Annotated in this window: 9 protein-coding genes; 5 read left to right on the forward strand and 4 right to left on the reverse strand. The window is 65.1% G+C overall.

Annotated features, from left to right (window positions below; all coding sequences use genetic code 11):
- Positions 1-12 precede the first annotated feature (12 nt).
- On the reverse strand, positions 13-861 hold the full coding sequence (locus DVU_RS02105) for a respiratory chain complex I subunit 1 family protein (RefSeq protein ID WP_010937740.1): 849 nt from the start codon (positions 859-861) through the stop codon (positions 13-15).
- The gene (locus DVU_RS02110; protein ID WP_010937741.1) at positions 861-2807 is read right to left on the reverse strand and encodes an NADH-quinone oxidoreductase subunit 5 family protein; all 1947 of its coding nucleotides are present in this window, start codon (positions 2805-2807) and stop codon (positions 861-863) included. Before DVU_RS02110 ends, DVU_RS02105 begins: the two co-directional genes overlap by 1 nt.
- Positions 2808-3117: 310 nt before the next feature.
- On the opposite strand from DVU_RS02110, the gene DVU_RS02115 reads away from it, so the two are divergent.
- The 5 genes from DVU_RS02115 (at position 3118) to DVU_RS02135 (ending at position 10684) form a co-directional block, all read left to right on the forward strand.
- A complete protein-coding gene (locus DVU_RS02115; RefSeq protein WP_014524237.1) occupies positions 3118-3822 on the forward strand; it encodes a DUF1956 domain-containing protein in 705 nt (234 codons plus the stop codon).
- Positions 3823-4051: 229 nt separating this feature from the next.
- Entirely contained in the window at positions 4052-5437 is a 1386-nt protein-coding gene (locus DVU_RS02120) for an efflux RND transporter periplasmic adaptor subunit (RefSeq protein WP_014524238.1), read from the forward strand.
- Positions 5434-8559: an efflux RND transporter permease subunit gene (locus tag DVU_RS02125; RefSeq protein WP_010937745.1), complete on the forward strand. Its 3126-nt coding sequence runs from the start codon at positions 5434-5436 to the stop codon at positions 8557-8559. The genes DVU_RS02120 and DVU_RS02125 overlap by 4 nt, the downstream gene beginning before the upstream one ends.
- A 34-nt stretch (positions 8560-8593) precedes the next feature.
- A complete protein-coding gene (locus DVU_RS02130; RefSeq protein WP_010937746.1) occupies positions 8594-8884 on the forward strand; it encodes a YciI family protein in 291 nt (96 codons plus the stop codon).
- Positions 8885-9352: 468 nt separating this feature from the next.
- Entirely contained in the window at positions 9353-10684 is a 1332-nt protein-coding gene (locus DVU_RS02135) for an L-cysteine desulfidase family protein (protein ID WP_010937747.1), read from the forward strand.
- A gap of 150 nt (positions 10685-10834) precedes the next feature.
- Here DVU_RS02135 and ade read toward each other — a convergent pair whose 3' ends face one another.
- Together ade and DVU_RS02145 are read right to left on the reverse strand one after the other, a co-directional pair.
- Positions 10835-12562, reverse strand: a complete 1728-nt coding sequence (gene ade, locus DVU_RS02140) for an adenine deaminase (RefSeq protein ID WP_010937748.1) — start codon at positions 12560-12562, stop codon at positions 10835-10837.
- 446 nt (positions 12563-13008) lie between these two features.
- Positions 13009-14205 (reverse strand): PhoH family protein, encoded by a 1197-nt coding sequence (locus DVU_RS02145; RefSeq protein WP_010937749.1) that lies wholly within the window; start codon positions 14203-14205, stop codon positions 13009-13011.
- Positions 14206-14255 lie beyond the last annotated feature (50 nt).

Raw genomic sequence — 14255 nt, forward strand, 5'->3', positions numbered from 1 at the left:
CTCTGCCTCCGCCTAGCTGACGTACAGCCAAAGGATGTTGAACATCGACAGCACGAGGCCCACGCCGAGCGCGCCCTTGAGCATCCACTGCCACGTCATGCGGGCAGTGATGTTGTCGATGAGCACTTCGATGAAGTAGGTCACAGCCAGAAGCAGCAGCATGCCGGTCAGGCTGGTGTGCCAGAACAGGGTGCACAGGCCGAGAATCAGCACCACGTCGAACCAGTGGCCTATCTCAAGCAGTGCAAGGTGCGGGCCCGAGTACTCGGTGAGCACGCCGCGCACGATTTCCTGATGCGCGTGGTGACATGCGGAGATGTCGAAGGGCGACTTGCGCAGCTTGATGGTCAGCGCATAGCCCAGCGCGATGAACAGGAACGGCATCTGCGTGAGCAGCGGCTTTTCCAGCGCGTAGACGTCGGAGATCATGAAGCTGCCCGTGGCCATGGAGATGCCCACGAACACGAGGATGATCAGCGGCTCGTAGGCGAGCATCTGGATGAGCTCACGCTGTGCGCCGACCTGGCTGTAGGGCGAGTTGACCGACAGGGCACCCACCACCTGGAAGACCGCGCCCACCGTCATCACGAAGAAGAGCAGCAGCAGGTCGCCCTGCATGAAGAACAGGAAGACCGCAAGGGCGGAGGAGACCACGTAGATGTAGGCGCACAGCACCTGCCACGAGTTGACCACCATCGGCGCTTTGCCGAGGAGCTTCAGCACGTCGTAGAAGGGCTGGAGTATGGGCGGCCCGAAGCGCGACTGAAGGCGGGCGGTGATGCGACGGTCGAGACCGGCGATGAGACCGCCGAGGACGGGCGTGGCCGCAAGCCCGATGAGGGCGAGGATGAGTTTGAACATTACAGCATCCCTCCGATCATGAGGATCAGAAGCACGATGGCGACGACGTTGCCGGGCTTGGTCAGCTGGGCTTCGCCGAAGAGCTTCTCAAGGTAGTAGTTGCCTGCGGCGTTGGGCACGAACTGGTTCATGGGGCCGTTGAAGCCGACCACGCCGTCCTGCGTCATCTGCGAGCCGCCCATGTAGGGCAGGCTTGCCGCCGAGTCGGGCGTGTTACGCGCGGCCCGCCATGCGTAGTAGAACCCGGCACCGAGGAGCAGGTACAGCGGGTACACGGCGAAGGCACCCATGGTGTTGCCGATGGTGCCGATGCTCACGCCGTAGGCGCTGGCCTTGGCGTACATGGCGATGGCCGGTTCGACGAGGCCGGTGTAGACGAACGGGGCGAGCAGCGAGAGCACCAGCGCGCCACCAACCAGCGAGACGAGGGGCAGCCGGATGGTGATGTCCTGTTCTTCCTGCATCGGGCCGAAGCCGGGACGCGAGCTGCCCAGCATGATGCCTGCCCAGCGTGCCCAGAACAGCACGGTGAGTGCGCTGCCGAGGGCGATCATGATGACCAGCAGCGGCATGGCAGACATGGCGCCCGCCGCAGACTCGATGGCCATCCACTTGGCGATGAGCATGCCGAAGGGCGGCAGCATCATGGTGACGATGCCGATGACGGTGATGACCGCGGTGCGGGGCATGCGCTCGAAGAGGTTGCGCATGTCCTCGATGTTGCGCGAGCCGATCTTCTGCTCGATGGCACCCACGCACAGGAAGAGCAGGCCCTTCGAGATGGCGTGGAAGATGATGAGCATCATGGCCGCTGCCACCGAAGCCGCCGTGTTGATGCCGGCACACGCCACGATGAGGCCGAGGTTGGCGATGGTGGAGTAGGCGAGGATCTTCTTGCCGTTGCTCTGGCCTGCCGCCAGTGCGGAGGTGACGATGAAGGTGAACGCGCCGAACAGCGCCACACCCGTGGAGAGGGCCGTCCCCGCATAGCCGGGGGCCATGCGCAGGATGAGGTACACACCGGCCTTGACCATGGTGGAGGAGTGCAGCAGGGCCGACACCGGCGTGGGAGCGACCATGGCTCCGCACAGCCAGCTCTGGAAGGGCAGCTGCGCCGACTTGGTGAAACCGGCGAGGCACAGCATGGCCATGGGCAGGAGCACGGCGGTGGTCCGCATCTCGGGTTCGACCGCACGGGCGAGGATGTCCTGCACCGAGAGGGTCCCCATGCCCTTCTGGAGGAAGAGCAGCGCGAAGACGAAGGCGACCCCGCCCACCATGTTCATCCACAGGGCGCGGGTGGCGTTGGTCTTGGCCTCGTCCGTGCCGTCATGCCCGATGAGCATGAACGAGCACAGCGTGGTGATTTCCCAGAAGAAGTACATCCATGCGAGGTTGTTGGAGAGCACGAGGCCGTTCATGGCGCCGAGGAAGAGCACGACGAAGAAGAAGAACCGGGGCTGCTTCGTCTGGGGCAGGTGCAGGTGTTCTTCGTGCTCTTTCATGTAGCCGAGGCCGTATACACAGATGAGGCCGCCCACAAAGCTGATGATGAGCACCATCGTCAGCGAGAGGCTGTCCACGTAGAAGCCGGGTACGGTCGCGCCATGATCCATCAGGAAGAACTCAAGATAGATAAGGCCAACTATCTGCAGCACAGTCATGCCCATGATGAGCAGATGCCGCATCTTTGTACCCAGATACAGGATGTAGAAAAGCAGCGCGAAATCGAGGAAGGCTATCAGCCCGTCGAGTCCGATCCCGAGAAACGACTTCGGGGCGAACATTATCGGGCCGCTTCCTGCCATTCCGAGAGCAGACAGGGCCGTGACCGCCACCGCACCGGGGACGATCAGACGCCGTGCCGCTTCTCCCCTGACGAAATAGACCGCTAGGGCCGCCAGAAGAGGAAACGCGACGCATCCGAAAACAAGGGTGTCCAGCATACGCACCTCGTACCATGAAAAGGGGGCAGCAACCTCTACCGGGGAGATCGGTTGCTGTCTGTCGTTGCACGTCCTAGGGGGGACGTGAGCCCTTGGATTCCCGCACCGAATGTAATGTCGCAACTACACGAATGCGTCAAGGGTAGTGAAAAAAAATCAGTAGGTTGTGTAATCAGTCGAAGTGCTGCGGTAGGAATTGAAAACCCTGCACTGGTGCTTGCCCGAATTGCCGCATGGCTGCTTGATGGGAGCCAAGCTTGTGCTTGACTTGGCTAAACGGTCGTTTAGAAAGGCGGTGGAGGAAGACCGTATGCAAGGCGGAAGTCGTGAGAGATTGCTCGAAGCCGCAGGAGAGACCTTCGCCGAAAAAGGCTTCCACAGGGCGTCGTTGCGGGAGATATGCACCCGCGCCGGTATGAACGTGGCGATGGTGAAATACCATTTCGGCGACAAGATGGGGCTGTACCGCGAAGTGTTGCATGCGACCTTCGATGCTGCGGCAAAGGCAAGGATACAGCGTACGCTGGTGGCATGCCCACGTCAGAGGCTCTATGACTTCATCCATGACCAGTTGCTGCGCGTGCGGGGCGGACGACGACCGCCATGGTACAATCGTCTCATGGCGCGTGAGCTCGCCTCGCCTTCCCCGGCGCTCGACGAACTTGTCGCGCGTGGCATCCTGCCCGTGTCACGCGAGTTGCGAGGCATCGTGATGGATCTACTTGGCGAGGGCGCAACAGACCGGGAAATCACATTGCATTCGCTTTCAGTGGTGGGACAGTCGCTGCATCATCATCACGCACGGGCCATCATCGAACGTCTCTATCCAGACCTCACCTATACGCAGCGAGACATCGCCGCTTTGGCTGAACACATCGTGCGTTTCTCTCTCGATGCCCTTGATGCAGCCAGGAAGCGCATCACGGAACGGGCCCACGGCGCACAGGATAACGTTGCCGAGAGAGGCGTTCTCCATTCCGGACGGGATGTTGCGCATCCTTCGGATGCCGGCTGACATGTTGGCACAGAGTTCTTTTGCATCATGCAAGGCGGCGATTTTGCCTCATCCCATCCCTCGGCCCGGCACATTCTTCGTCTGAGTCCGCATCGTAGCGCCGCGATGCGGATGCCCTGAACGAGTCCAGTCGCAACAACAGTAGAAGAACATCATGAACGGATTATCATGCTGTTTCCGGGCAGCCGAAGGCTTCCGGACGGTTCAAACTGCAACGAACGGAACCACCATGAACGACCATTCTGCCATGCGCGCCGTCTCCTCCTTCTCGACAATGGCCTCGGTGCGTCGTGTGGCATGCACTCTGCTGGCGTGTTGCCTCGTGGTCGCGGGCGCGTGCTCACGCGATGAGGGCAAGGCGAAGGGGGCGCGCGCCAAGGGCCCGGCACCTGTGACGGCGGCTGTTGCCGCCCGGCAGGACATCCCGGTGCGTCTCAAGGCCGTGGGCAATGTGGAGGCATCCGCGACGGTGCAGGTGCGGTCTCGCATCACGGGTGAACTCACGGGCATCCATTTCCGTGAGGGCGACGACGTGCGCAAGGGGCAGAAACTCTTCACCATCGACCCGCGGCCCATGGAGGCGGCCCTGCGCGAGGCGCGTGCACGGCAAGAGCGCACCCGTGCCCAGCTGACCAAGGCGGAGGACGACCTCAGGCGCTTCGCCAGCCTTGTGGAGGGCGGTTTCGTCAGCCGTGAGCAGTATGAGCAGATACGCACCACCGCCGAGGGGTTGCGCGCGTCGCTGCGCGAGGCTGAGGCCGCCGTGGAGAGTGCGGCCCTGCAGCGCGACTACTGCATCATCACCGCACCGGCCGATGCCCGGGCAGGGGCCGTGGGCGCGCACATCGGCAACATGATCAAGGCCAATGCCGACGACTGGCTGGTGACGCTGGACACCGTGGAACCCGTGTACGTGAGTTTCTCGATTCCCGAGGTGCACCTCCCGGCGGTGCTTGCCTTGAGGCAATCGGGCACTGGCAGGGTGCTTGCGCGCCCTGACGGCGGGGACGAGGTGGAGGGCCGACTGGACTTCGTCGACAACAGCGTCGACACGGCGACGGGCACCATCCGTCTGCGGGCCACCTTCGACAACCGGACGCGCAGTCTGTGGCCGGGGCGTTTCGTGGATGTCCGCCTTACGCTGGCCACGCACAAGGATGCCGTGGTCGTTCCCTCGCGGGCCGTACAGGCGGGTGTGGACGGCCCCTATGCCTATGTGGTGGCTGACGGACGCGCCGAGTTGCGCAACCTCGCCGTGGGCGTGCAGGCGGATACGATGACGGAGGTGCTGCAGGGCATCGCACCCGGTGAGAAGGTGGTCGTTGAAGGCCTGATGCGGCTCACGCCCGGGGCCGAGGTCGTCATCCGGGCAGCGGATGCGGGCCGGAATGCGACAGCATCTCCAGCAGACACCACGGCGACGCCAGGCGGGCCATCCGGGGACACTCCGCCAGGTGGCGCGTCGAAGAGTGCTGGGGCTGCGGCTGAAAAGGGAGCGGCAGATACGGCAACCGACAGCAAGCAGGCAGGCGGCAACGCCGCACAGACGTCCGTGCCGACGCAGGGGCCGACGCAGGGGCCGACGGGCACGAAGGCTGCGGAGGCCCGCCAGTGAACGTCACGGAGTTCTTCATCCGCAGGCCGGTGACGACCACGCTCGTCATGCTGGGGCTGCTCTTCTTCGGCGTGATGGGCTACCGCCAGCTTCCGGTGAGCGACCTGCCCAACGTCGACTTCCCCACCATACAGGTGCGGGCGCAACTGCCGGGGGCGGACCCGGAGACCATGGCCTCGTCGGTGGCTGCCCCTCTGGAACGGCAATTCGCCACCATCGCGGGCATCGACTCCATGAGTTCCACCAACACGCAGGGCAACACGCGCATCACCATCCAGTTCAACCTTTCGCGTGACATCGACGCGGCGGCGCAGGACGTGCAAGCCGCCATATCGACAGCGCAGCGCAAGCTGCCGTCAGACCTGACCACGCCACCCAGCTACCAGAAGGTGAACCCGGCCGACCAGCCCATCCTCTTTCTCGCGCTCACATCGCCCACGCTTCCCCTCTCCAAGGTCAACGAATACGCCGAGACGCGCATCGGGCAGACCATCTCCATGGTCTCGGGGGTGGCGCAGGTCAACGTCTACGGTGCCAAGAAGTACGCGGTGCGGGTGCAGGTCGACCCGAGGCGGCTGAAGGCGCTGGGCCTCGGTATCGACGAGGTGTCCGCCGCCGTGGACAAGGCCAACAGCAACCTGCCCACGGGCACCCTGCAAGGCGAACACACGGCGAGCATCATCAAGGCATCCGGGCAGTTGTATGACGCTGCGGCCTACAGGCCCGTGGTGGTCGCCTACCGCAACGGAGCGCCCGTGCGTCTCGAAGAGTTGGGCCGGGTCGTGGATAGCGTTGAACAGGACCGCATCCTCAACTGGTTCAACGACGAACGGGGCATCGTGCTGGCCGTGCAACGCCAGCCCGGCACCAACACGGTGGAGGTGGTCGAATCCATCAAGAGGCTGCTGCCCGAATTCGAGCGGCAGTTGCCCGCCGCCGTGAAGCTGAACATCCTGTTCGACCGGTCCGAGTCCATCAAGGCGTCGGTGGCCGAGGTTAAGTTCACGCTGGTGCTCACGGTGTGCCTCGTGGTGCTGGTCATCTTCCTGTTTCTGCGCAGCCTGTCGGCCACCGTCATTCCCAGCCTCGCCCTGCCCATGTCGGTGGTGGTGACCTTCGCCGCCATGCACATGATGGGCTTCAGCCTCGACAACCTCTCTCTCATGGCCCTGACGCTGGCGGTGGGCTTCGTCGTGGACGATGCCATCGTCATGCTGGAGAACATCGTGCGGCACATGGAGATGGGCAAGACTCCGCTACGGGCCGCCCTCGACGGTGCGCGCGAGATAGGCTTCACCATCATATCCATGACGGTGTCCCTTGCGGCGGTGTTCATCCCCGTACTGTTCATGGGGGGCATCGTGGGACGGTTGTTCCACGAATTCGCCGTGGTCATCACCGTCGCCATCCTCCTTTCGGGCTTCGTCTCCCTGTCGCTCACGCCCATGCTGTGCGCGCTGTTCCTCAAGCCGCATGTGGGGCAGAGACGGCACGGGCGGGTATACAACGCGCTGGAGACCTTCTTCGAGACGCTGCACCGGGGGTATGAACGTTCGTTGCGGTTCACGATGCGGCACCACCGCATGACGTTCGGCCTGTCGATGGTGGTGCTTGGTGTCACGGTGTGGCTTTTCGCCGCCATGCCCAAGGGCTTTCTGCCCAGTGAGGATACCGGGCAGATTTCCGGCTTCACCGAGGCCGACCAGTCCGTCTCCTTCGGGCAGATGGTGAAGCTGCAGAAGACCCTGCACCCCATCATCGCGGCTGACCCCGGCGTGGACTCGTTCTCGTCCACCGTGGGCGCGGGCGGTCCCAACGTGGGCGGCAACTCCGGGCGTTTCTTCATCAGGCTGAAGGATTTCGACGAGCGCGACGAGCATGTCGACACCATCATCAACCGCCTGCGGGCCAAACTCTCCGGCTTTCCGGGCATCAACGTCTTTCTCGTCAACCCGCCCAGTATCAACGTGGGCGGACGCGCTTCCAAGAGCCTCTACCAGTACACACTGCAAGGGCCTGACACCGCCGAACTGTACAAGGCGGGAACGGAACTTGAGGCGGCCCTGCGCGAGTTGCCCCAACTGCGCGACGTGACCAGCGACCTCCAGATACGCAACCCCGAAGTGCGGGTGGACATCGACCGTGACAAGGCCGCCGCACTGGGCCTCAGCGTGCATCAGGTGGAGGACGCCCTGCAATCGGCCTACGGTACGCGGCAGGTCTCGACCATCCTCGCACCGGACAACGACTATCAGGTCATCCTCGAACTGTTGCCCGAATACCAGCGCGACGCGTCGTCGATGTCGTTGCTCAATGTGCGTTCCGCCAGCGGGCGTCTGGTGCCGCTGGATACCATCGCCACCCTGCGCCCCTCGGTGGGGCCGCTGGCCGTGAACCACTCCGGGCAATTCCCGTCCGTGACCCTGTCCTTCAACCTGCGCCCCGGCGTGTCCCTCAGTGAGGCGGTGCAGGCTGTGGAGGGCATCGCGGGGCAGTATCTCCCGCCCACCGCCACCGGAACCTTCCAGGGCACGGCGCAGGCCTTCCAGTCGTCCATGCAGGGCATGGCGATGCTGCTGTTCATGGCAGTGGTGGTCATCTACATCGTGCTTGGCGTGCTGTACGAAAGCTTCATCCATCCGCTGACCATCCTTTCCGGTCTGCCCTCGGCCGGGCTGGGGGCACTGGTGACGCTGTTCATCTTCGGCATCGACCTCAACCTGTACGCCTTCGTGGGCATCATCATGCTCATCGGCATCGTGAAGAAGAACGCCATCATGATGATCGACTTCGCGGTGGAGGCCGAACGCAAGAACGGTGCAAGCCCTTATGAGGCCATCCTGCAGGGATGCCTCATACGATTCCGGCCCATCATGATGACGACCATGGCCGCACTCATGGGCACGCTGCCCATCGCCGTGGGCTGGGGGCCGGGGGCCGAGGCCCGCCAGCCTCTTGGCCTCGCGGTGGTGGGCGGGCTGCTGGTCTCGCAGTTGCTCACGCTGTACATCACCCCCGTGTACTACACCTACCTCGATGCCCTGAGTCGCCGCATCAAACGGCGCATGGGGCGGGTGGCGCAGGACGTCGAGGCCGTGGCCTCCGGTGGTGACGGCGCATAGGGCCATGAAACGGCATTGAAATCAGGGAGACGCCATGTTCCTCGTACTCGTCCACTATACGAAACCGTTGTCCGACATCGATGCCCTGCGCCCTGCGCATATGGCCTTCCTTGATGAACACTTCGCCAAGGGCACGTTCCTCTTCTCCGGGCCGCGCGACCCCCGCGTGGGCGGGGTCATCGCCGCCACATGCCCCGATGAGCCCACCTTGCGTGCCCTGCTTGCCGAAGACCCCTTCGCAAGGGCCGGGGCCGCGACCTACGAGGTGATTCGCCTTGCGGTGAACAAGGCGGCCCCCGACCTCGCCCGCCTGCGCGACTGCTGAAAAAGGCCCGGCACCCTGCGCACGCGGGGCGTCTGTAGGTGGACACGAGGCCCTCGCTCACATTGGCCCCGGCACCCTGCGCACGCGGGGCGTCTTGGGGGCAAGGATAGCGAGGCGGCATGAGGCAGAACGAAGGGCTGTCGCCCGGACGCGAGGGCTGCGATATCACCCCCACGCCCGCCTTGCGCTGGCGGGGGACAGGGCAGACACTTCGCAGGATGAAGCGCCACGGCACTGCAAGCCGACACGGCGGCAGTTGCAGAGAGTGGTGCGGCATGGCATGACGACCCTGCCCTTCACGCCGTGAGGTATGGCGGGGCAAGGCCTGCGGGCCGTACCTTGCGTCCGTCAGTGTGTACGGCCCTGTGGTGGGCGCAACGCATTCCCGCACCGGCTTGTGCCTTTTTCACCGTCGTTTTCACCATGCATACCGTCAGCACGGCAGAAGCCGTCGCAGCAGGAGCCTTCGTGGACCTAGCCCTCTTCTTCCGTAACGAGGTCAAACCCGCACTGGGCTGCACCGAACCAGGCGCGGTGGCCTATGCCGCCAGCATCGCCGCCCGGCATTGTCCCGGCGAGCCTCTGTCGGTGGCGTTGTCACTCTCCCTCTCCATGTTCAAGAACGGGCGTGACGTGGGCATTCCGGGCACGGGCGGTCTGCGGGGCAACCGCCTCGCCGCCGTGCTGGGTGTGCTCGCCGGAGATGCGGACAAGGGGCTGATGGCGCTGGAACACATCGACATGGCGGTCGTGGAGAGGGCGCAGACGCTTCTCGATGCCGGAATGGTCACCGAAGAGGTTGTGGATGGTGTGCCCGGAGTCTATGCCGCTGTGACCCTGCGCTGTGCGGGGCATGAGGTCACGGTCACCGTGGCGGGGCGTCACGACCGTGTCGCTTCCATCGTGGTGGACGGCGAGGTCGTGGGCGGAGAGGGGATGGAACGTGCGCCCGAGGCGGACGGCACCCTGCACGGGGGCGCATCGTGCGAGCCTTCCGCATCCTTCACGAAACCTCCGTTGCCAGCCTACCTCGAAGAGTTGCGCGAGTGCGACTTCGCGCAGTTGTGGGACATGGCTGCGGGCATCGACGCCACACTCGAACAGGAGTTGCTGCGCGGGGCGGCCATGAACATGGCGGTGGCGCGCATGGGGCTCGAGTCGGGCTGGGGGCTTGGCGTGGGCCATACCCTTGCCGCACATGCGGAAGCCGCTGACCTGCACGCCCGCATCCGCTTCATGGCGGGGGCTGCCGCCGACGTGCGCATGGCGGGGGCACCGCAGCCCGTCATGAGCAGCGCGGGCAGCGGCAACCACGGCATCACCGCCACCGTCCCGGTGGCTGTCGCAGCCGAGGGCCTTGGCGTCTCCCCGCGTGTGCAGGCAGAGGCACTGGCCCTCAGCCATCTTGTGACCGGGTATCTCAAGGCCCACACCGGACGGCTGACCCCCATCTGCGGTTGTTCCGTGGCAGCGGGGGCAGGGGCTGCCGCAGGCATCGTGAAGGTGCTGGGCGGCAACGCTGTGCAGGCCGAAAGGGCCGTGGCCTCGTTGATGGCTTCACTCATGGGCATGTTGTGCGACGGGGCCAAGGGGTCGTGCGGGCTCAAGGTCGCCACGGCGGCGGGCGAGGCGTACGCCGCCGCGCTGCTGGGCATGGACGACCGCGGTGTGCAGCGGCCCGAAGGGGTGGTCAACCCTGACATCGCCACCACCGCGCGCGCCCTCGCGCGACTCAGCCGTGAAGGTTTCGCGGCTGCGGATGCGGTGATGGTGGAACTTCTGGGTGGCGGCAAGCACTGACATTGCCGGGGCACGGATTTTTTGACTTGTATGGGCAAGGGCCGCAGCGGAAGCTGCGGCCCTTGTGCGTTGTCGTGGGATGTCGCGTGGCCTGCGGGGCTGCCTGGCCCGGCTGGTGCGGACAGCGCGGTCATCCGGGCGTGGCGTCGTCTATACCCCCACCGTGGTGAAGGAGAAGGTGCGCACGTCGAAAAGCCCCCGGTCGGTGAGTTTCAGGGCCGGAATGACCGGCAGCGTCAGAAAGCTGAGGGTCATGAAGGGTTCGATGTCGCGCGATATGTGCAGCGTCTCGTGGGCGATGGAGAGCATCTGCGCGAAGGTTGCGCTCACTTCCGTCGCGGGACGGTCGGACATGAGTCCGGCAACGGGCAGCGGCAGGCTTGCCAGCACACGCCCCCCGGCGCACAGGGTGATGCCGCCGCCGGTACGTTCGAGTTCACGCACGGCAACGAGCATGTCGGCGTCGTTGTCGCCCGCCACCACGATGTTGTGCGAGTCGTGGGCCACGGTGGTCGCCACGGCACCGCCGCGCAGCCCGTAACCTTCGATGATGCCCACGCCCACGTTGCCCGTTGCCTTGTGGCGTTCCACCACGGCCAGCTTCACGAGGCCATCGCCGGGGGTGAAGCACCCGGAGGCGTCGCGGGGCACGTCACGTTCAAGGGCGTCGGTCAGCAGCGAATGGGGTTGCAGACCGATGACCCGCGCCAGTCCTGTGGGCAGGGGCAGCCGGAAGGCCGTATCGTCGAGGGGGCGGATGTTCACCGTGTCGCGCACTGCCGGGTCGGCATGGTCGGGCAGGTCGACGACGACGGCCCCGTCACGGGCCACGAGGCGGCCCGCCGCGTAGACCTTGCGCACAGCGAAGCCGGTGAGGTCGTCCACCAGCACGAAGTCGGCCACACGACCGGGGGCCACAGCGCCACGGTCACGGAGGCCGAAGCACTCCGCGGCGTTGAGGGTGGCGATGGTCACGGCGGTGACGGGGTCGACGCCGTGGCTGACGGCGATGCGCAGATGGTTGTCGATGTGCCCGTCACGCAGGATGTCCGCCGGCTGGCGGTCGTCGGTGCAGAAGACGCAGCGGCGGGCGTTGCCGGGAGTGATGCCGGGGGCCAGCCGCGCCATGTCGCGTGCGGCAGACCCTTCGCGTAGCAGCACGTACATGCCGAGGGCGATGCGTTCGTGCATCTCGTCGACGGTGGTGCATTCGTGGTCGGTGGCGATGCGGGCGGCGGCATAGGTGGCAAGGTCGCGTCCCGCGAGGCCGGGGCTGTGCCCGTCCACGGTCTTGCCCCGGTCAAGGGCGAGGGCGATCTTGTCGAGCACGTCGGCATCTCCGGCGAGCACACCGGGGAAGTTCATCATCTCGCCGAGTCCTGCCACGCGCGGGTCGTCCATGAGTGTGGCGAGGGCGGCGGCGTCGAGCACCGCCCCGGCATTCTCGAAGGGGGTCGCGGGCACGCACGAGGGCAGGGCCAGACGCACGTCGAGGGGCAGGTCGCGGGTGGCGTCGAGCATGTAGCGCAGCCCGGCGAGTCCGCAGACGTTGGCTATCTCGTGCGGGTCGGCGATGACGGCCGTGGTGCCGCGCGCCAGCACGAGGCGTGCGAACTGGGCGGGCGAGACCAGCGACGACTCGATGTGCACATGGCCGTCGATGAGTCCGGGCAGCAGGTAGCGTCCTTCGGCGTCGAGGGTGGCGTGGGCCTCTGCCTCGAAGAAGCCGAGAAAGCGCCCGCCGCCGATGGCGAGGGGGGCTTCGACGATGCGCTGCGAGAAGACGTCGACGATGCGGGCGTTGCGGACGACAAGGTCGACCGGGGCACGGCCTGCTGCCATGTCGACGAGGTCGTTGAGAAGGGGGCGGTATGTCATGGAGTCTCCCGTTGTGTGGCATGTGGGCGCGGTGCGCACACCGCGAGCGGAGAGTATAGACGTTTCGGGCGAGGATGGCGAGACGCGCGGAAACGGAGGCGGGTTCGGGTTGCCGTTACGTGGCCGTCGTTGCGTCTGCATCCGCGCAGCGCCGTGTCGTGCCGTGTCGTGCCATGTCGTGCCATGTCGTGCTGTGTCGTGCCGGGGCGAGGCGGAGGTCTGTGACGGTCACGCGCTGCCGGTCACACCATGAAGGGGGGCCGTCATGGAAGGTGCCGTCATAGGGGGTGCCCTGACGGTAAGTGCAGCCGCCGCATGAGGGAATGCGGGGCGGGGAGGGAGATGAGGTGCGTCTCGGGCCGGACTGCCGCCACATGCCGCGCCGCAGGGGGTTGTGCGGCGCGGCATGGCGGAGGACGCCGCAGTGGGAGATGCGGCGTGGTGTGCTACAGGCGGGACCGCAGCACGATATCCGTGATGGGGCCGCGCGACCGTTCGCCCTTGAGGACGATATGGGCGTAGTTGCGGAACCCCTTGAGCTTCTTGACCACCCAGTTGAGACCGTTGTTCGATTCGTTGAGGTACTGGTTGTCGACCTGCCGCGTATCGCCAAGGCAGAAGCACTTCACGCCTTCGCCCATGCGCGTGAGAAGGGCGCGTGCCTCGTTGCGCGAGAGGTTCTGCATCTCGTCGATGATGACCACGGCATTCTCGAGGTTCATGCCACGCACATAGGCTATGGGCTGTATCTCGAACCGTTTGGGGTTGAGCTTCATGTTGCCCGCCTCCACACTCTGGAAGACGCGGTTGGCAGGGCGCAGGTCATGCAGCTTGAGCAGCAGGTCTTGTACGTAGCGGATGTAGGGGTGCATCTTCTCTTCGATGTCACCGGGCAGAAATCCCATGCGCGCGCCTATCTCCACCACCGGTTTGACGAGGTATATCTTGCGATAGGGCGTGTCCTTGCGTTCGAAGACGAGATGCAGCGCGGCGGCAAGGGCGAGGAAGGTCTTGCCGTATCCGGCTTCGGACTGGATGGAGACGATGTCGATGCCGGGATGCAGCATCAGTTCGAAGGCGAGGTTCTGGTGTACGCTGCGGGGAGCCACCTTCCAGACCTCGTGCTGCCATGTGACGGCGCGTGGGCCGTCCGGCCCGTGGAAGACGGGTTGCCCGTTCTCCCACCGGAAGCAGTTGGGCACGGGGTCTTCACCATCCATGACGAAGCCGGTGTAGCGTTGCGATTCGGACTGGAAAGGCACGGAGTCGCGGTAGCCCTCCACCGGGATGCCCCGCACGCGCGCCTTGAGCTGGAGAATGCGGTCGTTGGTGATGAGGATGGGGCTTTCGAGGGCGGAAGAGGCGATTTCGCCGAGGATGCGGTCGTCACCGATGGTGCCGGGGGAGGGGGCGACATCGTCCGCCAGCGGCGGGAGAAACGTCACCGCCTCGTCACCCACCAGTGCGTTGATGGCCTGCCCTACCACATGACCGATGCGCGGGTCGCGCTGGAGGCCGTCCAGCTCGGCAAGTACGGTCCACGGCACATGGATGCGATTCTCCTCGCCGTTGCGCAATGCGGCGATGCACCGTGGATTCTCGATAAGGACGTTGGTGTCGAGGACGAAGTTCTTCGAGGCCATAACGCTCCTTTTGCGTCATGATGCGCTGCCCGTGTCGCTGTTTGAAGGCG

Source organism: Nitratidesulfovibrio vulgaris str. Hildenborough (genome assembly GCF_000195755.1).
Lineage (GTDB): Bacteria > Desulfobacterota > Desulfovibrionia > Desulfovibrionales > Desulfovibrionaceae > Nitratidesulfovibrio > Nitratidesulfovibrio vulgaris.